This is a genomic window from Butyrivibrio sp. VCB2006 (assembly GCF_000420945.1).
GTDB lineage: Bacteria > Bacillota > Clostridia > Lachnospirales > Lachnospiraceae > Butyrivibrio.
On record NZ_ATVX01000005.1, the window covers coordinates 204,626 to 229,112 of the forward strand.

General features: G+C 42.1%; 20 protein-coding genes. 19 read left to right on the top strand and 1 reads right to left on the bottom strand.

Annotation, left to right across the window (positions count from 1 at the left end):
- Positions 1-2 precede the first annotated feature (2 nt).
- From G613_RS0106745 to G613_RS0106800, 12 genes are all read left to right on the top strand, one after another.
- Positions 3-1,160 carry a galactitol-1-phosphate 5-dehydrogenase gene (locus G613_RS0106745; RefSeq protein ID WP_029231937.1) on the top strand — a complete coding sequence of 386 codons (1,158 nt, stop codon included), beginning with the start codon at positions 3-5 and terminating at the stop codon, positions 1,158-1,160.
- 63 nt (positions 1,161-1,223) lie between these two features.
- The gene (rfbF, locus tag G613_RS0106750; RefSeq protein ID WP_029231938.1) at positions 1,224-2,003 is read left to right on the top strand and encodes a glucose-1-phosphate cytidylyltransferase; all 780 of its coding nucleotides are present in this window, start codon (positions 1,224-1,226) and stop codon (positions 2,001-2,003) included.
- Between the two features lie 5 nt (positions 2,004-2,008).
- Positions 2,009-3,868 (top strand): thiamine pyrophosphate-binding protein, encoded by a 1,860-nt coding sequence (locus G613_RS0106755; protein WP_029231939.1) that lies wholly within the window; start codon positions 2,009-2,011, stop codon positions 3,866-3,868.
- Between the two features lie 81 nt (positions 3,869-3,949).
- Positions 3,950-4,141, top strand: a complete 192-nt coding sequence (locus G613_RS0106760; RefSeq protein ID WP_029231940.1) for a hypothetical protein — start codon at positions 3,950-3,952, stop codon at positions 4,139-4,141.
- A 114-nt stretch (positions 4,142-4,255) separates the two neighbouring features.
- Complete coding sequence (locus G613_RS0106765) at positions 4,256-8,110, top strand: InlB B-repeat-containing protein (RefSeq protein WP_029231941.1); 3,855 nt, start codon at positions 4,256-4,258, stop codon at positions 8,108-8,110.
- A gap of 5 nt (positions 8,111-8,115) precedes the next feature.
- The gene (locus tag G613_RS0106770; protein ID WP_029231942.1) at positions 8,116-8,586 is read left to right on the top strand and encodes a hypothetical protein; all 471 of its coding nucleotides are present in this window, start codon (positions 8,116-8,118) and stop codon (positions 8,584-8,586) included.
- 4 nt (positions 8,587-8,590) lie between these two features.
- Entirely contained in the window at positions 8,591-9,376 is a 786-nt protein-coding gene (locus tag G613_RS17930) for an alpha/beta hydrolase (RefSeq protein ID WP_029231943.1), read from the top strand.
- Positions 9,377-9,479: 103 nt separating this feature from the next.
- Positions 9,480-11,054 (top strand): glycoside hydrolase family 28 protein, encoded by a 1,575-nt coding sequence (locus G613_RS0106780; RefSeq protein WP_029231944.1) that lies wholly within the window; start codon positions 9,480-9,482, stop codon positions 11,052-11,054.
- A 53-nt stretch (positions 11,055-11,107) separates the two neighbouring features.
- On the top strand, positions 11,108-12,685 hold the full coding sequence (locus tag G613_RS0106785) for a hypothetical protein (protein ID WP_155828044.1): 1,578 nt from the start codon (positions 11,108-11,110) through the stop codon (positions 12,683-12,685).
- A 46-nt stretch (positions 12,686-12,731) separates the two neighbouring features.
- The gene (locus tag G613_RS0106790) at positions 12,732-13,313 is read left to right on the top strand and encodes a ribonuclease domain-containing protein (protein WP_029231946.1); all 582 of its coding nucleotides are present in this window, start codon (positions 12,732-12,734) and stop codon (positions 13,311-13,313) included.
- Between the two features lie 42 nt (positions 13,314-13,355).
- Positions 13,356-13,631, top strand: a complete 276-nt coding sequence (locus G613_RS0106795; RefSeq protein WP_029231947.1) for a barstar family protein — start codon at positions 13,356-13,358, stop codon at positions 13,629-13,631.
- Between the two features lie 15 nt (positions 13,632-13,646).
- Positions 13,647-14,726: a S66 family peptidase gene (locus tag G613_RS0106800; protein WP_029231948.1), complete on the top strand. Its 1,080-nt coding sequence runs from the start codon at positions 13,647-13,649 to the stop codon at positions 14,724-14,726.
- A 714-nt stretch (positions 14,727-15,440) separates the two neighbouring features.
- On the opposite strand, the gene G613_RS0106805 is transcribed toward G613_RS0106800, so the two are convergent.
- Positions 15,441-16,586, bottom strand: coding sequence for a glycoside hydrolase family 88/105 protein (locus tag G613_RS0106805; protein ID WP_029231949.1), 1,146 nt, complete (start codon positions 16,584-16,586; stop codon positions 15,441-15,443).
- Positions 16,587-16,803: 217 nt separating this feature from the next.
- Here G613_RS0106805 and G613_RS0106810 point away from each other — a divergent pair, with 217 nt between their 5' ends.
- From G613_RS0106810 to G613_RS0106840, 7 genes are all read left to right on the top strand, one after another.
- Positions 16,804-18,123: a M18 family aminopeptidase gene (locus G613_RS0106810; RefSeq protein WP_029231950.1), complete on the top strand. Its 1,320-nt coding sequence runs from the start codon at positions 16,804-16,806 to the stop codon at positions 18,121-18,123.
- Between the two features lie 58 nt (positions 18,124-18,181).
- Positions 18,182-19,501 (top strand): SseB family protein, encoded by a 1,320-nt coding sequence (locus G613_RS0106815; RefSeq protein ID WP_029231951.1) that lies wholly within the window; start codon positions 18,182-18,184, stop codon positions 19,499-19,501.
- Positions 19,502-19,587: 86 nt separating this feature from the next.
- Positions 19,588-20,475 (top strand): chemotaxis protein CheX, encoded by an 888-nt coding sequence (locus G613_RS0106820; RefSeq protein ID WP_029231952.1) that lies wholly within the window; start codon positions 19,588-19,590, stop codon positions 20,473-20,475.
- A gap of 29 nt (positions 20,476-20,504) precedes the next feature.
- The gene (locus tag G613_RS0106825; protein WP_029231953.1) at positions 20,505-20,858 is read left to right on the top strand and encodes a response regulator; all 354 of its coding nucleotides are present in this window, start codon (positions 20,505-20,507) and stop codon (positions 20,856-20,858) included.
- 83 nt (positions 20,859-20,941) lie between these two features.
- Positions 20,942-21,667 carry an elongation factor P 5-aminopentanone reductase gene (gene ymfI, locus G613_RS0106830; protein WP_330361448.1) on the top strand — a complete coding sequence of 242 codons (726 nt, stop codon included), beginning with the start codon at positions 20,942-20,944 and terminating at the stop codon, positions 21,665-21,667.
- 128 nt (positions 21,668-21,795) lie between these two features.
- The gene (gene trxB, locus G613_RS0106835) at positions 21,796-22,734 is read left to right on the top strand and encodes a thioredoxin-disulfide reductase (protein WP_029231955.1); all 939 of its coding nucleotides are present in this window, start codon (positions 21,796-21,798) and stop codon (positions 22,732-22,734) included.
- Positions 22,735-22,906: 172 nt separating this feature from the next.
- Entirely contained in the window at positions 22,907-24,238 is a 1,332-nt protein-coding gene (locus G613_RS0106840; protein ID WP_029231956.1) for a C40 family peptidase, read from the top strand.
- Positions 24,239-24,487 lie beyond the last annotated feature (249 nt).

Genomic DNA, 24,487 nt, shown 5'->3' on the forward strand with positions numbered 1-24,487 from the left:
AAATGAAAGCTCAAGTGCTCTATGGCATAGGTAATATCAAATATGCAGAAACCAATATGCCGGTTCCCAAAAAAGGAGAGGCTTTAGTTAAAGTTAGCCATTGCGGAATATGCGGCTCTGATATTCCCAGGATATATAAGAGCGGTGCTCATAACATGCCGATTATTCCGGGACATGAATTTTCAGGTGTGGTGGAGGATTGTAAAGATAAGCCTGCACTTGTAGGAAAAAGAGTTGGAATATATCCGCTGATTCCATGTATGGGCTGCGCGCAGTGTGAAAGCGGACATTACGAGATGTGCCAGAACTATAACTACCTGGGATCCAGGTGCGACGGCGGATTTGCGGAATATGTCACAGTTCCGATCTGGAATCTTGTTCCTCTGCCGGATGAAGTGTCTGATATAGAAGCAGCAATGCTGGAGCCAATGGGTGTTGCGGTACACTCTCTCAGAAGATGCGGACTTCTTACTGATAAGTATGAAATAAATCCTGACCATGATGATGTCACGGTGTTGGTATGCGGCCTGGGTACCATAGGTCTTTTGACGGCTATGTTCTTGAGTGATGCCGGATTTCCAATGACCTACTGCATAGGGAATAAGGATATACAAAAGAAAAAGCTCTTTGAGATGGGCTACAGTGAATATAATTTCTGTGATGTCAGATATGAGGATACCTATGATTTTGTTAAAAGCCTTCGCGGCGGAAATGGCGTGAATTATTACTTTGAGTGTATAGGAAGATCTGAAAGCTACGAGCAGGCCATAAAAAGTACAGCACCTCTTGGTACAGTTATGCTGGTTGGAAATCCTGCTTCCGATATGGAGCTTTCAAGAGAAACTTACTGGAAAATACTGCGTAATCAGATGAGGGTTCTCGGAACCTGGAATTCCTCCTATGAGGGAAGAAATGCCCGCAAAAAGTGCTATCAGGACGACTGGCAGTATGTCATTAACAGGCTCGTGGAGTGGAAAAGCGGAAAGAGAGTCGGCCCCGGGCATTACGAAGAAACGGCAGACGGAGAGGAGTATTTTGTTAAGTTTTCTCCTGAAAATCTGGTATCTCATTGCTTCTCCTTGGAGGATATGCATAAGGGTCTGGACATAATGAAACGTAAATCTGAGGATTATGTGAAAATTATGGTCAAAATGGTTTAAACGCCTTTTGGTGTGCTACAATCATTTTTATGTTCATTTTGGGAAAGGGATTTGCGTTTAGAAATGAAAGTAGTTATTTTAGCAGGTGGTTTTGGTACAAGAATAAGTGAAGAGAGCCATTTGAGACCTAAGCCAATGATTGAGATCGGCGGCAAGCCAATTCTTTGGCACATTATGAAGGAATACTCATATCATGGCTTTAATGAATTTGTAATATGCGCAGGATATAAGCAGGAGGTAATCAAGGAGTACTTTGCAAATTATTATCTCCACAACTGTGATGTGACTTTTGATTTTGCCAATGGCGGACAGGTGGAGTTTCATTCTCAGAAGGCTGAGCCATGGAAGGTTACTGTGGTTGATACCGGATATAGCACAATGACCGGTGGACGTATCAAGAGAATCAGAGAACATGTGGGAGACGAGACCTTCTTTATGACCTATGGTGACGGCGTCTGCGACATTGATATGAATGATCTTTTGAAATTCCACAAAGAGCATGGAAAGATTGCTACTGTAACAGCTATTCTGGCAGGACAGAGATTTGGCGTCTTTGATATAGACAGAAACGATAAGTCTATCGTTAGAGATTTCAGAGAAAAAGCCAGCATTGATGGTGCTCGTATTAATGGCGGATATATGGTGCTTGAGCCAGGTGTATTTGATTACATTGAGGGCGATAATACCTTTTTTGAAAAAGAGCCTATGCATAACCTTGTTAAGGACGGTCAGATGGCTGCCTACGAATACAATGGTTTCTGGAAATGCATGGACACAGCTCGTGAAAGGGATGAGCTGTCCAGCCTGATCGAGACAGGCAGAGCTCCTTGGATAAAGTGGTGAGTAATATGAAGATTTCAGATTATATAGTCGATTTTTTGAGTAAAAGAGGCGTCACAGACTGCTTTATGGTAGTTGGCGGCGGCGCTATGTTTTTAGATAATTCTTTTGGACATGCTAAAGGAATCGCTTGTACTCAGTTTCATCACGAGCAGGGCGCAGCCATGGCGGCCGAAAGTTATTCAAGGCTTGAAAACAAAGTGGCAGCTCTTTGCGTAACCTCCGGCCCGGGGGGAACGAACGCAATTACGGGCGTAATGGGTGGCTGGCTTGATTCGCTCCCCATGTTTGTTGTAAGTGGGCAGGTGCGCTACGACACAACGGTAAGATATTGGAAAAAACTAGAAAAAGATGCTAATGGTTTCGGGAATGACTATAGCGATTTAAGGTCCCTTGGTGATCAGGAGTATGACATAACCAGGATGACAGAGCATATCTGTAAGTATGCCGTTATGCTGGAGGATCCGCAGGATATCAGATATCATATGGAAAAAGCCTGGTTTCTTATGAAAAACGGAAGACCTGGTCCGGTATGGATTGATGTTCCTGTTAACTTCCAAAACACTGACGTGGATGTGGAGAAGCTGCGAGGCTTTGACCCGGAGGCGGAGAAAATGGAGAGACTCCTTCCTCCAAGCGTTGGAAAAGAGCAGGCAAAAGAGATTCTTGATCAGATCCGTAATGCCAAAAGGCCTGTTATTTATGCAGGAGCAGGAATCAGAGTTTCAGGCGGTTTTAATGCTTTTAGAGAAATGGTAGATAAACTGGGAGTTCCGGTTTGTACCTATTGGGATTCTATTGATCTTATGGAAGATGCTAACCCACTTTACTGCGGAAGAGGCGGAAACATGGGTGACAGGGCAGGAAACTTTGCAGTACAGAATGCAGATCTTTTGCTGGTAATAGGAAGCAGGCTCTCTATAAGACAGGTTGGCTATAACTGGCAGAGCTGGGCCAGAGCAGCTAAGGTAATCATGGTTGATGTGGACAGGGCTGAGATGACCAAACACACAATCCATGTAGATGAGAGAATATGGGCTGATGCCAAGGATTTCTGCATGGTGATGGCAGAAAACGCAGGTGAGAATATTCCGGTAAGTCCATGTGATGACTGGAGAAAACAGTGCGTAGCATGGAAGGAAAAGTATCCTGTTGTTTCCGATGGGCAGAAGAATACAGGAAGTGGCCCTGTAAACGTATATGGATTTATGCGAATCCTTTCCGAGAAATTACAGGCAGGGAGCCTGACTGCTGTTAGTAACGGAGCCTGCTGCGTTGCTGGACATCAGAGCTGGTGCATCAAGGAAGACACAAGATTTTTTAATAATAACGGCGTAGCCAGTATGGGATACGGACTGCCTGCTTCAATCGGTATGTGCATAAGTTCCGGGAAGAAGGAAACTATCTGCCTTGAAGGGGATGGCAGTATAATGATGAATCTTCAGGAGCTTCAGACAATTATTACTAACAAACTACCTATAAAGATTTTTCTTATCAATAATGATGGCTACCATTCAATCAGGATTACGCAGAATAACATTTTTTCTGAGTATTCAAAGGTTGGTATAGGACCGGAGAGTGGGGATCTGGCTTTTCCGAAATTTGAGAAGATTGCAGATGCCTTTGGCTTTAAATACATAGGAATTAAAAATGGTGATGAACTCGAGGAAAAGCTGGGGGAAGCTTTGGATGCTGCGGGGGCAGTATTGTGCGAGGTATTTACTGATACTACGCAGGTCTGGGAGCCTAAGAGTTCAGCCAGAAAAAATCCGGATGGAACACTTTATAGTCCTCCTCTTGAAGATTTGGCCCCATTTCTGCCAAGACAGGAATTAAAGGACAATATGTATATTGAAATGGATTACTAAAAAATCTGCAAAAAATATACGAATTATGATTAGGTATATGATTGTCATTAGCTAAAATTAAGTGTAACGAAAGGAAGTATTATGAGACATAACAAGGGGACCTTTATAGTAAAGGTAGATGATTGCCAAAACGAGTCTTGGCAGGGGAGAGTCGTTTGGGCAGATGAAAACAAAACAGAGCATTTCAGAAGTGCGCTGGAGTTGTTTAAGCTAATGGATAATGCCATAAAGAACAACGAAATGAGCAGTAAGAAAGATCAGGGGACTGCTTAAATATTAAAAAACGATAAACAATCGTTTTTTTGTTGTATATCCGCGCTTATTTATTGGATAATATTTATGTGCATACAACCAAATACAGATTAAGTATTCAGAGGGGGTAATGTGATGCTTAAAGAATCTAAACGTTTACTGGCGGTATGTCTGGCAGTAGCTTTTGCAATCACTACCTTTGGTAGTGATTTTTCTTATGCAAAAGTTTCTGCTGCGGACGAAGAAACCGTCAAGGAAATTACTTCTGAGGAAGATATTTCCACAGTTGAATGGGAAAACATTTCGGACACAGAAAATGTAAATAATGAGGATTTGTCAGGCCAGGGGGCTGGGGCTGACGAAGAAGAGCATAATTCCATACCGGAAGAGGAGGCTACTGATGAGGCAGTTTCCGAAGCTCAAAATCAGGAAACTGTGGTAGAGGAAACTGTCGAGGAAAAATCCCAGGAAGTAGCTCCTGCAGAGGAGACAACTATTTCTGAGGAAAATGTTCCTTTAGATAACACTCCATCAGAGGTTACTGAGGAAAGTTCTGCTGAGGGTTCATCAGAGGATGCTGCAAGTAGCAGTTCATCAGATGAGGCTGCCTTAGAGAGCTCTTCATCAGCTGCAACGGAAAGCTCATCAGATGCAGCAAGTGCAGAAGCTTCTGATAAAGATAAAAAGGTAAATAGTCCTGCCCAGAAATTCTCAGGAGATTCAGTAGGAATCCATGTAGAAGTAGAGGCTGGTGAGGGAGTATTCCCTGCAGGCACAACAATGACTGTTGTTGCAGTATCAGACCTTGATGCTATTGATGCAGCCAAGGATGCTCTTGGCGAAGATGTTCAGCAGGCAAGAGGTGTTAATATTACATTCTATAATGCTGATGGAAAAGAGATTGAACCATTAGATTCTAAGTGTGTTCAGGTGTCAATTTCACTTGGTAACGATCTTAGCGGAGAATCTTTTAGCGTAATCCATAAGGATGATGCAGGTAACACCGAAAAGGTGGCAGATGCAAGTTCCGATGGAGCTTCTTTTAGTGCAAATTCTTTCTCAGTATATATCGTAGCAGGATCCGGAAATTCAAAGGATGATACTACTGACAAGAGAGCTATTTGTACATATGTTTTCACTGACAGAGGAACTGAGTTTAACACACAGCTCGTTAAGGAAGGCGACAACTTAGCTCATCCCGGTATTCCTAAAACCGGTTCAAACGAGGAGTTCCTTGGATGGTTTACTGCAGACGACAAGGAAGTTAAGTTTGGAAAAGTTGAGCATGTAGTAGCTAATAGTAAGGTTGAAGTTTTTTCAAAGATACAGACTACCTATTACCTTACATACATCGGTGTGGATGGCGAAGTAGTTCATGTTAAAAAGATAGTTGTTGTAACCGGTGATTCTACTATGGTGGATGTAAATGACGTTACAACTGAGCCTAAGCATGATACACAGGCTTTCCTTGGCTGGAGCCGTGATAAGAACAGCAAGACGTTAATTAAGGAAAAGATCGATATTGCCTCCGTTCATGAAGTATATGCAGTAGTAACCGGTGTTCACTGGATTTATTTTGACGAAAATGACGGTGTAAAGGGCGGCGGTGCCACTTATACAGATCCTATTCATGTTCAGACTGGAAAGACGGCCACACCGCCAGCTGACCCTGAAAGGCATGGATACGATTTCAAGGGCTGGTACGAGAAGCAAGGCTCTAAGGTTGGTACAGTTGATGAGTCTTCAGCGTTTGATTGGGGTAAAGTTTTCGCGGATAGTGATCCGGATATCACTCTTTATGCAAAGTGGGAACCTAAAGAGGAAGCGGAATTCACAGTTGTTATCTGGAAGCAGAATATTGGAGACAGTAAGACCATAACGGATAACAGTGCCAAGAATTACGACTATCAGGAGACTTATACCAAGAAAGCGAAGGTTGGAACACCTGTATCTAAGGCTATTGCAGGTGACTGGGCATCTATAGAAAAAGGATTCCAGTATAGTTGGCTTGAAGGCGTAAGAATTGAAAATGGAAGTCCTGTATCCTGCGACACAATAAGGGCTGAGGAAGACACAATCATTAATCTATATTATGATCGTGATCTGATGACTATTATCTTTAAGGACAAAAATGGCAATTCTTATAAAGGCTTGGAGTTCACAGGACTTTACGGACAGAGATTGTCTATGTATAACTATGTATGGCCGGTAGAAGGTGCTCCATGGGCATACAAAAATAATGTGCTTGAGCCCGGTAAAACAGTAAATTTGCACATAGACTTTGTTGATGCATTTATTTTCGATGCTTATGTTACCGGTAATACTCTTGTCTTGTACGATATCCATAATGGTGAATCATCCCATGATGTTTATTACTATTATCAGGAACTTGATGGTATAACTTATACACTGGATAAGAAGATCACTCACTATGGTACGGAAGGAAAGAATTATTACTTCTACTGTGATGATTATTACACAGGTTTTAAGCCGGAGTACTACATTCAGAATGGCGCAGAACATAAAATGGATGTGGGAACAGAGATAATCGGTCAGTTTACTGATGATAATACTGATGACCTTCATCTTTATTTTAAGAGATTATCCAGTAAGATTGAATTTAAGGATAATTTTGATGGCAATACATCTTTAGTTTCGGCAGATCCTGTATTTAGCAATATTCTGTATGAAATGCCTCTTGATGGAAGCGTTAACGGAATTGAATACGAGAGCCTTGCTCCAGATCTGAGCACAGATCCTGCTTATGACAAATCGGGTTACAAGTTTGTGGGCTGGTGTGTTGATGAAGGCGGACAGAAGCTGTATGACTGGAAAGAAAAGATGCCACTTGCCAATAAGGTTCTGTATGCTAAATATGAGAAAATCAAGTGTAAAGTAACGCTTATTCCTAACGGCGGTACACTTATTCCTGGTCAGAAGGATGAATTCTATAAGTGGTACAGAGAATCTCTTAAGAAAGATACCATGGTCAACTGTGTTAAACGCCCGGGATATGAGTTTGTAGGCTGGTTTGAGGATTCAAATGGTCAGAACCCATATGGTTATGGTGAAATTCTTAATGATATTACATTGACAGCTATGTGGAGAAGACCCGGTAATGTCACTGTTGAATATGATGCGGGTGAACACGGCGATCAATCCACTGTACCTGATGACGGATATATTTATGCAGTGGATTCGCAGGCTGTAGTAGGTGCACCTCCTAAAAAAGTAGAAGACGGATGGGTATTTATCGGTTGGAAGATTACCAATGACAGCACCAACATCCTGTATTATCCAAACAACTATTTTGGAATCAAGAAAGATTACCTGGTAGATAATGGCGTGGTAGACGGCCTTGAAATGAAGAAGGTTGTTCTGGTTGCTCAGTATAACTCAAGAAGCGAAATTAAGATCGATCCTGAGTATACAACTATTACCTATCATTCCAATGATCCAAGAAATCTTACAAGAGATGTTATTCTTGGACCGGATGGAGTTACAAAGCTTAAAGTTAATGAGGCTGTTAAGGCTCTTACACTTGCAGAGGCCGGATTTGAAAGACCGGGATATACTTTCCTTGGTTGGAGTAAGAGACCAGGTGATAACAGAGCATACAAGTTTGCGGATCCGGGAGCCAATATAGCTGCAGATAATGATGGAGTACCAAATGATCTGTACGCGATCTGGTATATTGAGCCGGATACACCACCGGATAATCCGCCAACACCTCCGGATAATCCACCATCAACTCCGGAAAATCCTCCGGCAGAGCCTGCTACAACAACTACAGCGGCTCCGGCAGGACAGGTTCTTGGAGCAAGGAGAGAAACAGGTAGTGGTCAGGCAGTTCTTGGAGCAAGAAGAGCCAGAACTGAGGATACAACAAATCTGGCACTGAGAGTGCTTGCTATAGTAGCAGCCGGAGCAGTGGCAGCAGGGCTTTTGATGACGTCCAGAAAAAAAGATGACGAACAGAGGGAAGACTAAAATTTATGGGCGAAGCTAAGCAAATGTTATTTGCCAGAAATTTAATAAGCATTTGTGTTGATAGTGACGAGAATGCTGATTATCAAGGATGTTTGTGGCACCAATACTCGGATGACCCTATCAGATTCGAGAGTGCCACAGGCATGTTTTCCACCATGGACGACCTGATGGACAATTGGGACTTTCCACAAAAGAGTCTTGAACAAAGACAGTTCATTCCCAAGGAACATCATGCTCACAAAAGAGACGTGGTCAAAGATGATGAGCTTGTAATCGACAAGGTGCAAAAGCAGCACGGCACTCGTAACATTCAAGGGAAAAAGGGTAAACTTGCTACATTCATAGTGCATGTGGCCTTCAGACAAAATGCTACCTGGCAGGGACATGTTGTGATAGTTAATACCAATGAAAAAAAATCCTTTTCAAGTGCGATGGAACTCCTTAGAATAATTGATGACAATATGAAAGGGGATTGAACCATTGTCAGGAAAGATTGTCCTAAAAAAGGTAGAAAAGCCCATAAGATATATTCTGGGAGTGTTATTGTTTCTGGCGGTTGTTTTTGCTATAGGTTTTAAGATCTACACATTAAATTATTATAAGGCTGATGATGAGGCAATAGCTGAAATCAAACAGGAGATTGGAGACAGAGTCAGCACATACTCAGATAAGAATCTGGTTGTTTTTGTTCCGAATAATGAAGAAGCAAAGGCAATAATAGTTTTTTATCCGGGTGGAAAGGTAGAATACACAGCATATAGTGGGCTTATGTATGAGCTTGCGGACAGAGGTTATGCTTGCCTGCTTCCAAGAATGCCGGAGAACCTGGCTTTCTTAAGACTAAATGCGGTGGATATTATCAAAGATAAGTACCCTGATAGGATTAAGGGCGCAGAAGGGCTTAAGTGGTATTTGGCGGGACATTCTCTCGGCGGAGTGGCAGCAAGCCAGTATCTGGGAGAACATGCTGATGGCAGCTACGCCGGAATAATATTATGTGCTTCCTTTACCACAACGGATTTTAGCAGCAGTGATCTAAAACTCTTATCCATTTATGGCTCAGAGGACAAAGTCCTTAATATGGACAGCTATAATGAAAGTAAATCCAAGTGGCCGGATGATGCTCAGGAATATGTAATCAAGGGTGGTATACATTCTTATTTTGGCAATTATGGAATCCAGAATGGAGACGGCATTCCATCTATAACAAACACAGAACAGATCGTTGATGCTGCGGATGTTATAACCGGATTTATTGGCGAATAATAGCACTTCTGTTCAGAAAAATCGATTTTTGTTAAGATTAAATATGCTATCATGTAAGAGTATTACATGATAGCATTTTTAGTTTGTATTAAGGGAGAATATTATGAAGTTTAAGATTGTAGAAGTATTTAACAGGAGTGTGACAATAGAGCTTGAATCTGATTCAATTTTTCAGCAGAATCAGGAATATATAATAGATATTGACGGAAAAGAAGTCTATAGGGGAACTCAGAACGTGGTGTCAATGACAGGGCTTTTACCGGATCAGGAATATACAATTACAGTGAGATTTGGCGGCACCGAGGAATGCCAGAAGTTTACAACAAAGCATGAATCAACCCTTCTTGATGTTAAGGCCTTTGGTGCGAAGGGAGATGGACAAACTCTTGATACTGCTGCAGTTCAGGCAGCAATAATGGCATGCCCCAAGGATGGAACAGTTTATCTTCCAAAGGGAGAGTATCTTGTGACACCTCTTTTTCTCAAGAGCAATATGACTTTGTTCCTGGATGAAGGAGCTGTGATTTTGGGAGATACCGATAGAAATCACTATCCGATTCTTCCGGGAATGATAAGAGATACAGATGAAAAGGGCGAATACAACCTTGGAACCTGGGAAGGAAATCCGCTTAACTGCTATGCTTCACTGATAACAGCTATTGATGCGGAGAACCTTGATATCATCGGACCTGGTACCATTGACGGAAATGCCGGAAACAGTGACTGGTGGGTTAACGCCAAGGTTAAGAGAGGAGCATGGAGACCAAATGCCATGTATCTTGTAAGGTGCAAGAAGGTAAGGGTTCAGAATGTGCGCATTCAGAATTCTCCATGCTGGACAGTCCATCCATATTACAGCGATGATCTTGCATTCCTTAACCTTTATATTCACAATCCATCAGATTCACCTAATACTGACGGTCTTGACCCTGAGAGCTGCAAAAATGTATTGGTTCTTGGAACTACAATTTCAGTTGGCGATGACTGCATGGCTATTAAGAGCGGCAAGTATTACATGAGCCTTAAACATCACAAGGTTACTGAGAATATAATCATCCGCAACTGTAAGTTTGAAAGAGGACATGGCAGCGTTACAGTTGGAAGCGAGGTTGCCGGTGGAGTTAAAAATGTCAGAGTATCACAGTGTATATTTGACGGTACAGACAGAGGACTTCGTATAAAGACAAGACGTGGACGAGGCGAGAGATCTGTTCTGGATGATATTCTTTTTGAGAACATTGATATGAATGGCGTACATATGCCATTTACTGTGAATATGTTCTACTTCTGTGATCCTGACGGACATACAGACTATGTTCAGAATCAGAATCCTGCTCCGGTTGACGAGATGACACCGGTCATTGGATCTATAACAGGCAGAAATATTGAATGTAAGGGAGCAAGCGCAAGCATTGTATGCGCAGTAGGTCTTCCTGAAAGACCAATAGAAAAGCTTGTGTTTGAGAATATTACTGCAAGTTTCCTTCCGGAAAATGAGCGTGTTCCGGAAAGACCTGTCATGATGGATAATTTTGACGAGATGAGTGGCAGAAGTATTTATGCCAAGAACGTCAAAGAGTTAGTGGTTTCAAATATGACAATTACCGGCAGTGTTGATAAAGAGCCGGAGCTTATTGGGGTAGAAAAGGCAAGTCTTGAGGGAGTATCCTATAACTGATAGCTGGATATTCGGATGTTTGGGAGATGTAAAAGTTGCCGGGAGATAATGTTATGGTGTCTAAGAAAAAGTCTGTGTATGTAAAAGCAAATTTGATAGTGGTGGTAGTTGCCTTGTTTGTGGCTATTTTACAGGGTAACTACTTAACATCAATTACTTACGGTGAGTATGGCCAGGTACAGCTGGCACTACTATTTCTTATAGGTTTTGTAAGTCTCGCTATTATTGTAAGTCAGAAGATGAAAGGAAACCTGGATACTCAGAAGGGGATTCTGTGGACTGTCTGGCTTGGAATGCTGATAAGGGCAGGATACGTTCTTTTTTATGATATATATACTCTTCAAAATGATGCTGGTACCTATACCGGATTTGGTACAGATACCATAAACAACGGACACATCGGATATATTGAGTATATTTATAAGTTTTTCCATTTGCCTGATATGGATCCATATGATCATTTTGGATATTACCATCCACCGCTTCACCATACTATAGAAGCTGTCTGGATGACATTACAAAGACTTATTGGGGTTCCCGAGAAGCTGGCTTTTGAAAACCTGCAGGTGCCAACACTTATTTATTCAGGTCTTTGCATGGTGGTTATGCTTCATATATTGGAAAAGAGTGGAGTAACTGAAAAGCTTTGGATTCTCGGAATGAGCTTTTTTGCTTTTTATCCCAAAATGCTGGTTTTGGCAGGATCTATCAACAATGATATTCTTGCACTGTTACTTCTTTTGGTAACCATTTGGAGAACCTTGGAGTGGATAGAGGATAAATCTTTTGCCAATATAATTAAGATTGCCTTGGCTCTTGGCTTTGGAATGATCAGTAAGCTGAATACCGCTATATGCGCATTCTCTATAGCCCTTATTTTCTTTATTTATCTGGTACAGGTTATAAAGACTGGAAACAGAGTTGGAATCAGGAATGCTTTCCTTGAGTATGTGGTATTTGGAGTGATCTGCATTCCAATCGGTCTGTCATACATAGTTAGAAATATTGTTCTCTTTGGAGAAAAGCCAGGAATTCCTTCGCCGGCTCTTATTCCAAACGAGTCTGTGATGTACACAGGCCCATATTCAGTTTGGTCAATAATTGGTATTCCTACACTGACGGATCTTCATGTGGAGTTTCCTTTCCATGTGTTAAGCGCCGCTTCAATTCATAATACATGGGTTATCTTATTCCAGACCGGGCTGTTTTCGGAGGCATTTCCGGCGGATATCGGAAGAGGCCTTTTGGCAATAACTCAGATAGCATATGTTGGAGCTATCATTGCGGGAGTTCTTTTAACTATCGTATTTATTGCAGGTTATACCGGAAGACTGCTGGGTGAAATCAGAGAAAAAGAGGACTGTCTTAGAACAACATTTCTTCTTTTTACCTATGTATTTATGCTGCTAAGCTTTGGCCTGTATGTATTTAAGTATCCATATACCTGTAGCAGTGACTTTAGATATATGACGGCATCTTTGGTGTTTGTCGCTTTGGGCCTTGTGGATGTGTTTGAAAATCGACGTAAAAACTACTTTACAAGGGCTATTGCCTGGGTATCGGTTTGGAGTGTAGTTCTCTCTCTATCAGGGTCACTTATTTTCTACATGTTCTATAATCTTGCAGCCTGAAAAAGAGATGGTCGTCAGGTGACTTGTAATATTTGGAGATATTAAAATGCTTAAATTTCTGAGAAAGTTTAAGATTACGACAATATGGCTTGCGCTGGTTCTTGCTTTTTGCCTTACGGGATGTACCAGTGAAAAAGCGGTAATTGCAGCTACCGAGAGAACTAGTGAAGAAGTAGTAATCGCAGCTACCGAGAGTACTAGTGAAGAAGCAGTAATCGCAGCTACTGAGAGTACAAGTGAGGAAGCAGCTGTTGCTGCCACGACAGAAGCTGCAAATATCCCGGATGAGAATGGAGAATATACCTCCAGGGAAGATGTTGCACTGTATATACACACCTATGGGAAGCTTCCTTCGAATTTCATCACCAAGAAAGCTGCCAAGAAGCTTGGCTGGCCCGGAGGAAGTCTTGAAGAATATGCTCCCGGAAAGAGCATTGGCGGCGATTACTTTGGCAACTATGAAGGTCTTTTACCTAAGAAAAAGGGAAGAGAGTACCATGAGTGCGACATAGATACTAAGGGAAAGAGTAAGCGCGGATCAAAGAGAATCATTTATTCAAATGACGGGCTTATTTATTATACCGGGGATCACTACGAATCCTTTGAGCTGTTATACGGAGAACCCTAGCACTTAGGTGGATTATCAGAGTTTTGTTTGATAGGAGCATAGATGGAACAGGTCTATTATATTGATCTTATGGAAGTTTACAGCAAGGAAGATCTGCAGGATTTATTGGTAAAAGAACTGCCTCTTCCGGATTATTATGGCAAAAACCTTGATGCTTTTAATGATGCGCTCAGGGAGTTTGGGGATGAATGGAATGTGGTCTTCTATAATTCCAAGTTTGCTGAGCATAGATTAGGAAATTATTTTGAAGAGCTGAAGAGATTATGCGGCGAAGCCTGCGAGGATATGCCGGGGCTTTTGATAAGATTCTTTCCGTGAGATAGGAGGAAGATTATGAGATATCCTGAGTTCTTGAAGCCGGGTGGAACAATCGGTTTTGTTGCTCCATCCTTTGGATGTACCTTTGAACCTTATATCAGCAGATTTGAAAATGCCAGAAAGAATTTTACCGAAATGGGTTATAAGCTTGATATCGGTCCTAACTGCGACAAGGCAGAGGGAATCGGCATCAGCAACATCCCGGAAAAATGTGGCGCTGAGCTAAATGATTATTATAAGAGTGATCAAAATGATGTCCTCATGTCCGTAGGCGGTGGAGAACTTATGGATGAGGTCGTTCCGTTTATTGATTTTAAGGGTGTATCGGAAGCAAAACCAAAGTGGTATATGGGCTATTCCGACAATACAAACTTTATTTTTCCATCTGTAACTTTGGCTGACACTGCGGCTATCTACGCACCCTGCGCAGGGGATTTCGGAATGGTGAAGTGGCATCCTGCAGTTTCAGATGCCTGGGACCTTATTACCGGCAAGAAGCTTTCATTTGAAAGTTATGATAAGTGGGAGATGGAGCTTCCTGAGGACCCTGATAATCTGTGCAGTTACTACGTAACTGAACCTAACAGAATGAAGGTCTACCCAGTGGGCGGACAAAATGTAATTTCCGCTGAAAAACCTATAATCGACGGCTCTGATATTCACGATGAAATAAGATTTTCCGGCCGTCTTATCGGTGGCTGCCTCGACTGCCTAGTCAATCTTGTTGGCACACCCTACGAAGATGCCAAGGGCTTTTCCGAAAGGTACTCGGGCGACGGAATCATCTGGTTCCTGGAAGCCTGTGACCTCAACGTTTACAGTATCCGTCGCTCACTTTGGAACCTTCGTGAAGCTGGCTGGTTTTCACATGTTAAAGGCTTTTTGATCGGACGCCCTATGGCAGCTTTCGGCCAGGAAATGTTCGGACTTAACCAATACAACGCTGTCGTAGACGTCCTCAAAGAGTTCGACGTCCCAATCCTCATGGACCTCGACATCGGCCATCACCCGCCTATGCTCCCAATTATCTGCGGAGCCATGGCCCAGGTAACCTTTACCGACAACAAACTCAACATCTCCTACGAACTAAAGTGAAACGCTTTCCACTCACAGCCGTTATCAGAGGCCGCTTTCGCATCCCAAGCCAGGGGCCTTTCGCTCACGCAAGAGATTTTTTTCGCCGCTCCTTGCCGGGAGTTCATGGCCTCAAAAGTCCGGTCCATAATTCCATGGCTCAAAACTCGCATTCTCGGCCCGTATTCGAGCAGGTGTTTGCGCCCGGCGAGTCTGAGATGGGAAATGACAATTTCTGATGTTCGAAAAGCACACTTTCCCGCGCCTCGGAGGACTTGTTTGAAGCAGGGCGGAAGAAATATTTATAAAGGAAAATGCCATATCGGTGCGTAGCACCTTAAAAAAGAGAAGAAATCTACTTCTTCAAGCTAGCTTGGAAGATAGATTTCTTCTCTTTTTATATGCTCGCTTTGCGAGCTATGGCATTTTCTACTAGACACTTTTCAACCGCCCTGCAAGTTTTGGCCGTAGATGGCGCATTAAAAGAAAGTGTGCTCGAACATCTAAGAAATGTTTCATTTCTCAGTGACGAGCTGGCGAAAATACTGCGCAGACAAGGGCCTATGATGCTCAGACATGTTGAGCCAAAACCGGAATTATGGACCGGACTTTTTCGGCTCATGAACTTTCCCCGACACTCACAAGGCGAAAAAATATCTCATTGCGAGTCGCTTGCGTCCCCTGGCTTGGGATGCGAAAGCGGCCTCCGGAAAACAGCTGTGAATGGAAAGCGGATTAGTTGTTTCGGCGAAGGATCTCTGTGTAGGCGAGGATCAGGGGTGCAACACCCTTGGCTTCGTTTTCTACGACGGGCTCTGAGAAGTAGTATTCGAGAGAGCCGTCGCGGTGCTGAGCTCCGCCGAGACCTGCTACGAGGCAGATGCCTCCAAGCTTAGGTGAACCGTCTTCGTTGCGAGAGAGGTATTTCTCTGTGATTCCATCAAAGGCTTTCATGGCTACTTCTTCGAAGCGCTTTGGAAGGTATCCGAGACGAACCCCCTTGAGAAGACCGTAGGCGATAAGTGCTGTACCGGATGTCTCAAGGTAGTTGCGGGAATCATCTTTTTTGTCTACAACCTGGTAGAACATGCCACTCTCATCCTGGAAAGGAATAAGTGCATTGGCAAGATTCTCAAGCATTGTCTGAAGGTATCTGTATTCATAGTACATGGACTCGTCCATGGCCTGCGCTGTATCAACAAGGGCTACAGTGAACCAGCCAAGAGCTCTGAGCCAGAAGTTAGGGCTACAGCCAGTATCCTTATCAGCCCAGTACATGTCACGGCTCTCATCATAGCCATGGTAGTAAAGACCGGTCTTGGCATCCTTCATAAGAGCTTCTACATTCTTGAACTGCTTGAAGGAATCAAGGCATCCCTGCATCTTGTTGTAGCGGCGCTCATACTCCATGTAGAATGGCTGAGCCATGTACATTCCGTCGAGCCACACCTGATAAGGGTAGATATTCTTGTGCCAGAAGTTACCTGCATTGGTACGAGGCATGGTATCGAGCTGAGCTCTTACAGTATCCATTGCCTTTCTGTATTTCTCTTTGCCGGTAAGGTCATATAATTTGAAAAGATTCTTGGATGGATTGATATTATCAAGGTTGTACTCTTCGGTACTGTAAGTTTTGATTGAGCCATCTTCCTGAACAAACCAGCCCACAAACTTATCAGCAAAATCAAGGTACTTCTGATCGCCGGTCATCTCATATAATGAAAGAACAGCAGTGATCATACATCCATCAATATAGTTCCATTTATTTGGCTTCCCGCTAAGTACATTTTCAATGTTCCAGTAAGGGTGCTCTGCGTCGGATTTCTCAAGTAGAAAATCTACATATTCGCTGAGCATTTTGAAGGTTTCTTCTCTTGTCATTTTTTCTCCATCCCATCTAAATAATCAAAATAAACTGTATAAAATGTAAGTGCTTACATTTTAGCATAGTCGCATTGTTTTACCAACATATTTTTTGTCATATTAAAGAAAAAGTCCATAAAGATAGAAGCTACCTTGGTTTGCGGTAAATCAGAGAATCATTGACTAAAAGGGCTGTAAATAATAAGATAGTTTGGTATAAGAATGAGAGGTAATTATGGCAACAAAAAAGACTTCAAATAATAGTTTATATAAGGATATTACCGGAAGAATGCTGGACTTTATCGATGAGAGTCCTTCCTGTTTTCAGGTAATTGATAATCTCAAAAAACGTCTTGTTAAGGCAGGATATGTTGAGCTCAAAGAGTCAGATCTATGGAAGCTTGCTCCTGCAAAGGGCGGAAAGGGTGGCAAATATTTTGTTACCAGAAATGATTCTTCAATCATTTCATTCAGAATTCCCAAGAAGGATTTCAAGGGCTTTTACATGATAGCAAGCCACAGCGATTCTCCTTCCTTCAAGATCAAGGAAAATCCTGAGATGGAAATGCCGGGAGCATATATTAAGCTCAATGTTGAGAAGTATGGCGGAATGCTCTGCGCAGAATGGTTTGACAGACCGCTTTCTGTTGCGGGAAGACTTATTGTAAGAGACAAAAAGGCAGGTGCTGTAACCAAGCTTGTTAACGTGGATAGAGATCTTTTGATGCTGCCTGCCCTGGCAATTCATATGAACCGCGAGGCCAATGACGGCTACAAGTACAATGCACAGAAGGATATGCTTCCAATCTTCGGTGATGACAGCGCCAAGGACAAGTTCTTCGAGGTTGTTGCTAAGGCTGCCGGAGTCAAAAAAGAAGATATTCTGGGACATGATCTTTTCCTTTACAACAGGGTTAAGCCTACAGTATGGGGCGCATCCGATGAGTTTATTGCAAGCTCGAGACTTGATGACCAGGAATGCGTATATACCACATTTGAGGGATTTTTAAATGCAGCGGACTCCGATAACGTGGCTGTTCACTGCGTATTTGATAATGAAGAGGTAGGAAGCGGAACCAAGCAGGGCGCAGCTTCAACCTTCCTTAAGGACACTCTGACAAGAATAAATGAGTGCCTTGGCAGAACTAATGAGCAGTATTTTACAGCAGTTGCTCAGAGTTTCATGATTTCTGCTGACAATGCACATGCAATGCACCCTAATAACCCGGATAAGGCAGATCCTGTTAACAGACCGGTTATGAATAAGGGTATTGTTATTAAGTATAATGCCAATCAGAGATACACAACTGATGCGGTTTCTGCAGCTACTTTTAAACTTATGTGTGAGAAGGCAGGGGCGCCTTTCCAGAGCTTTACAAACCGCTCAGATATGCCGGGTGGATCTACACTTGGTAATATCTCAACTTCTCAGGTTGCTGTTAATACAGTTGACATCGGTCTGGCACAGCTTGCCATGCATTCTCCTTACGAGACTGCAGGAAGCAAGGACCCTGAGTATCTTGCAGCTGTATCACAGGTATTTTACGAGAGCTGATTGCTTATATATTTAGGTGCAGGGATGCAGCAATGTTTTTAGGAGGATTTTGGATTTAATGGGAATTTTTGATTTGTTTGGTGGGAAGAAAAACGCCGGAGGCGCTGAGAACAAAGAGGAACTTAGCGCAGCAGCGCAGAAGGAAAAAGAGATGCAGGCAGCAATGGATGCTCATGCGGATATGGAGTGGCCGGGATTTCCTAAGCTCAATCCTGTAAATGCGCCTGAGCTTGAGGCAGCACAGATGCCTGAGACTGTTTCTGAAGAGAGAAAGAATGAAATCGGTGAGATGATCTATGACTCGGATCTGTCAGCTGATTCTCTTAGATTTTTATCTAACCAGGAGATTCTTTTTCTTTTGACTGCTCTTGAGGTATTTAATAAGAAGGCTCCCCTTCCGGGATTTGAGAAGAATCACAGAAAGGTGTACAACGAGCTTCTTGGAAGAGTAAGAGACGCGGAAATCCTGTATGTATTATATGATGCAACAACAGGCTATCCTTTCATCGACCACGGCTTTGGTAATGTTTATTTTGAAAAAGAGATGGCAGAAAAGGCAGCTGAGATTTTTGCAAGGCAGTTTAGACGTCTTATGGTAAAAGAAATCAAGGTGGAGAATCCTGATGATACCTCAGCTGTAAAAAGAGGATTTTTTGATTATCTGTACTATATCGGCATTGAGAATATTCTTGTGGATAATGGTGCATACAGAGCCAGATTTAAGAGAAGTGAGATTGTAGCTGCTCCGGGAGACTGGAACAGTGAGGATCTTGGAAATAATCCTGTGAACCCAGCACTTAACTTTGCAATGCTGGATTTCATGGAAGAGCTGAGATGGCCAGTTAAATACGAGAAGAGAGATGATGTTGTAAAAGCAAAAGAAATGAGAATGCTTTCACTTATCAGATCCAGCAGCTTTATTGTTCCAATGCAGCATGAAGGCCCTGTGGAAGTTCTTGAGGACGGCAAAATGCAGTTTAATAAGGACACCAAGTTTAAGTTCCTGGTTCTTAACACCAAGGACGACAAACACTTTTTACCTGTATTCACTGATGGAATTGAATTTGGTAAAAAGCTCAGAGGCTCTGAGTGGAATGCTGCTGTATTCAAATATCAGGACATCCTGAAATTCATGAGTGACAAGGATGGTATTACAATCAATCCTGAGGGACAGAGTGTTGTACTTCCTAAGGATAGAATGATGATGCTTGAGATGGCAGGACAGCACGCTGACCAGATGAGGAAGAAGGCAGGAATGGCCGGTGCACCTACAGGTGGAACAGCATCAGATTCAGAAGAAGTTGCGGTTCAGAAGGCCCTTAATCAGGCAATGAAGCGTATGAACGAAAATAAAGAAGATAAAGAAGATAAAGAGTAAACTCAAAACAGCTTGTTTGTATACGGATATTAGTCTAAAATATATAATGTAGACTAATATCCGTTTTACTATTTTGAGGTAAAAATATGCTGGATAGATTACTGGGTAATTACATGCTGGAGAAAGGTCTTTTGACCAAGCAGCAGCTGCAAAAAGCTTACAGTATTCAGGAAAATAACAGAGTTAAGCTTGGTGTTATTGCTGTATCCGAAAAGCTTATGACCATAGCGCAGGCAGAGCAGGTTAATGCACTTCAGGCTACTATGGATATGAGATTCGGCGACATTGCTTTAGAAAAGGGGTATCTTTCACAGACGCAGCTTGGAAGGTTGTTGGAGCTTCAGGGAAATTCTTATCTGGCATTTATCCAGGCTATAGTCGATGAAAATTTCCTTTCTATGGAACAGGTTCACAATGCAGAGCTTGAGTATCAGAAAGAGTATGGGTATACCGAGACTGATATTGTAGATCTTAAGTCCAATGATGTTGAAAGGATAGTATCTATTTTCCTTGATGATGATATGCTTGCCAATAAGGAGCTCATTGTCATGGCAATTAAGACTATGTACAGACTGATAGATAGTCATGTGTGCATCGGAAAAGCCTACAGAGTAGAATCCCTTCGAAGTGAAGTGATCGGATATCAGAAGTTCCATGGTGATGAAAAGGCTACAGTGGCGATTTGCGGCAAATACCAGGATGTTGAAAAGCTGGCGGTTTCGTATACCAAGGAAGAATTTATTGAAACCGAAGAAGATGCCTTGGATGCAACCTGTGAGTTTATCAATTGCATCAATGGTCTTTATGCAACGGATAGAAGTAAGATCGGTGTAAAAATCGAGCTTGAACCACCGGAGTTCTCTGTTACATACACTGAGACAAAGGGAAGTCCGATTGTGGCTTTACCTGTTCGCCTTAGTGGTGGAGAGATTGTTTTACTTACTGCTACTGGTGATGATGTTAGCATAGGATGAAAATTATTAATATAGGCCGGAGGTAGTACATGAAGAGGGTACTTATAGTTGATGATTCAAGAACATCCAGAAGAGTATTAAGAGACATGCTGGAAAGAGCAGGTTATGAGATTATCGGAGAGGCTGTAAACGGGCAGGAAGGCTATGATCAGTATGTTAAGCTTCAGCCTGATATCGTTACAATGGATATAACCATGCCGGTTATTGATGGCATTGAATCCCTGAAATTAATCAGGAAGTTTGATCCTAATGCGAAAGTAATAATGATCACTGCTGCGGGGCAGAAAGAGAAGATGGTGGAGGCTGTAAAATTCGGAGCAACAGAGTTTATTGCCAAGCCATTTATGGAAGAAAGTGTATTATCTGCGCTTGCGCATTGCTAATATGCAGAATATTTGCGACAATAGTAGCCGAGGAGTATTACTCCTCGGTTTTGTTGTTATAAAAACTATAATTGAGGTTTTGAATGATGAAGGGAAAAGTTCTTATAACAGGAGCATCCAGAGGAATAGGACGAAGCATCGCCGAGCGTTTTGCTGCCGAAGGATATGATCTGTATCTTTTATGTAGGAATAATATAGCGGATTTGGAGAAATTCGCAGCAGAGCTTTCCAAGACGTCAATTATTACAGCCAAAGCTTTTCAGTGCGATGTGGGTGATATGGAGAGCTTAAAAGGCGTGTTTGCGGAAATTGACGATATTGACATAGTGGTAAATAATGCCGCAGTTGCGTGGATAGGTCTTTTGACAGATATGGAGATTTCGGATTGGAAGAGACTAATGTCTACAAATTTGGACTCTCTCTTCTATATTAGCAAGCTTTCTGTTCCAATGATGGTTAAGAAACATAGCGGAAGGATTATCAATATTTCTTCAGTCTGGGGAAACGTTGGGGCATCCTGTGAAGTGGCTTACTCAGCATCCAAGGGTGGCGTTAATTCTTTTACCAAGGCTCTGGCAAAAGAACTGGCTCCAAGCGGTATCTCGGTGAATGCAATAGCTTGCGGCGTTATAGATACCGATATGAACAGACAACATCTCACTGATGAAGACCTTGAGGAACTTAGAGGGGAAATTCCCATGGACAGATTGGGAAATCCTTCTGAAGTGGCAGAACTTGTGCTAAAGGTTGCACAGGCGCCTTCATATATGACTGGGCAGATCATTACAATTGACGGAGGATGGATATGATCAAAAGTTAATATACTTTTTATAATATGGGTATTTACAAAATTCAAAAAAATGGTAATATAAAATTAAATTGCACACAATTTATATTAAAGTTTCATATATGATACGTGTCTTATAAGGAGGTTAATATGTACGATCTTGTTATTATAGGTTCAGGCCCTGCAGGACTTTCAGCTGCTGTCTATGCAAAGAGAGCAGGACTTAACATGATTATTATTGAAAAGAATCCTGTCAGCGGTGGACAGATCATTGATACCTATGAGGTAGACAATTATCTTGGTATTCCGGGGGTTAACGGATTTGACCTTGGCATGAAGTTTAGAGAGCATGCTGATAAGCTGGGAGCTGAATTTGTTGATGCCACAGTTACAGGAGTTGAGTGTGTAGACAAGGGCTCTGATACTAAGGCACCTGTATATAAGGTTGTTACAGATAATGGTGAGTTTGAGACTCATACAGTCATCCTCGCGACCGGTGCACACCATTCTAAGCTCCAGATTCCGGGAGAAGAGGAATTTATAGGAAAGGGTGTATCTTATTGCGCTACCTGTGATGGTGCTTTTTATAGAGGAAAAGTTACAGCGGTAAATGGTGGTGGCGATGTGGCAGTGGAAGATGCTATTTTCCTTTCAAGATTTTGCAGCAAGGTCTACCTGATCCACAGAAGAGATGAGCTAAGAGCTACCAAAATCCTTCAGGAAGAGCTGTTTGGACTGGATAATATTGAGGTTATCTGGGACAGCGTTGTTAAGGAAATTAAGGGCGAAGATAAGGTTACTCACCTTGTTGTGGAAAACGTTAAGAATAAAGAAACAAATAATCTGGATGTAGATGGAATATTTGTGGCAATTGGTATTGTTCCTTCAACAGATTTATTCGAAAATTTGATAGATTGCGATGAAAAAGGTTACGTAATTGCGTCAGAAGATGGAGCGACCTCTGCGCCCGGAATTTTTGTTGCAGGTGATTCCAGAAAAAAGAGACTTCGTCAAATTGTGACAGCTGTTGCAGATGGCGCAAATGCTGTAACATCTGTGCAAGATTTTCTGGTTGGAAAAGAGAAGTGAAAACGATTAAGCAATAATGCAGAAACTAAATTAAATACAATTCGTATCTAAGAAGTGGCGAAAATATCGGATTTTCGTCACTTCTTAAATTATTTTAGGGTTGACAAAAGTTTAGAATTAGTTTATATTCTAAAAAGATGTAACAAATTTCGTAACAATTTGGAGGTCAGTTTTGAGAAAAGCGAAAATGCAGCTCGTAGCATTATCATTCACAGCTGCTATTACTTTTTTAGGTTCAAACATAGACGCCTACGCTGCTACAAATAATAAGGTGACTAGTGTAATGCCTCAGGCAGGTATTACTTATGCCCTTGGAAATAATCAGGTATCTCTTTCAACTCTTCAGCAGTCAGTTGCGGCTGATAAGGCTCAGGCAGAAACTTCTTCTAGCAGTAGTACTTCAGGTGATACTGTAGATTTAGCAGATGCTGTAACAGATGTGACACCACTAGCTTCTACTGTTACAGATAGTGTTCTTTCAGATATTCAGAACGCTACAGGTGCTGTTATTCAGAAGTCCAAGGATGCTGCAGCAGAAGCTGCATCTGAGGATGAGGAGCAGTCAGAAGAGGAACTCTTTAAGTCACTTGTTATCGCTAAGGTTACCAATTACGTTAACGTAAGAGATATTCCTAGCGAGGAAGGTGAGATAGTAGGTAAGCTCTATGATAAGTCAGTAGGTACTTATATAGAGGAGCAGGATGGCTGGTACAAGATTCAGTCAGGTTCTGTAGAAGGATTCGTTAAGGCTGAGTTCTGCGTAACAGGTGATGATGCTGTTGAACTTGCCAAGGAAGTTGGAACCAGAATCGCTACAGTTACAACCACAACCCTTAAGGTTAGAAATGGTGCAGGCCTTGATGCTGAGGTTATCGGTCTTGTTCCAATCGAGGACGAACTTGTTGTAGAGGAAGAACTCGATGGTTGGGTTAAGGTTAGTATCGAGGAAGGTGACGGATACGTTTCTACTGATTACGTAACACTTTCTACTGAGTTTGTTAAGGCTGAATCCAAGGCTGAAGAGGAAGCTCGTCTTGCTAAGGAGGCGGCAGCAAGAGCAGCAGCTAATAAGGCAGCTAAGAGCAATACTTCCAAGTCTTCAAGCTCTTCAGGATCAAGCAACTATAACTCAGCTAGTTCTTATACTACAGCTACAAGCTCTATTGGTTCTGCTGTTGCTCAGTTCGCGCTTCAGTTTGTTGGCAATCCATATGTATATGGTGGAACATCACTTACAAACGGTGCTGACTGTTCAGGATTTGTAATGAGTGTTTATAACAACTTTGGTGTTAGTCTTCCTCATAGCTCAGGTGCTGACAGATCTGTTGGTGCAGCTGTTGATGGACTTGCTAATGCACAGCCTGGTGATATCGTATGCTATTCAGGTCACGTTGCTATCTATATTGGTAATGGCCAGATTGTACATGCTTCTACAGCTAAGACCGGTATCAAGGTTTCTAATGCAGACTACAGAACAGTATTAGCCGTTCGTAGGATCTTCTAAAAGTGAGAAATGCGTAAATAAATAATGCAGGTTATCGAGAATTTATTCTTGATAACCTGTATTTTTTTATTTACATATGGCGAACGCCATGAAACGAGGAATTGCGAAGCAATTTCGAGTGTGCATTTCTCACTATTGCACATAAATTGAAAAGTCAACATGAAATTAATATTTTTTTTTAACAATTTCTTTATTAGTTATCCACAATCCACAAGATAAAAATGTAGATTTTAAGGACTTATACACGAA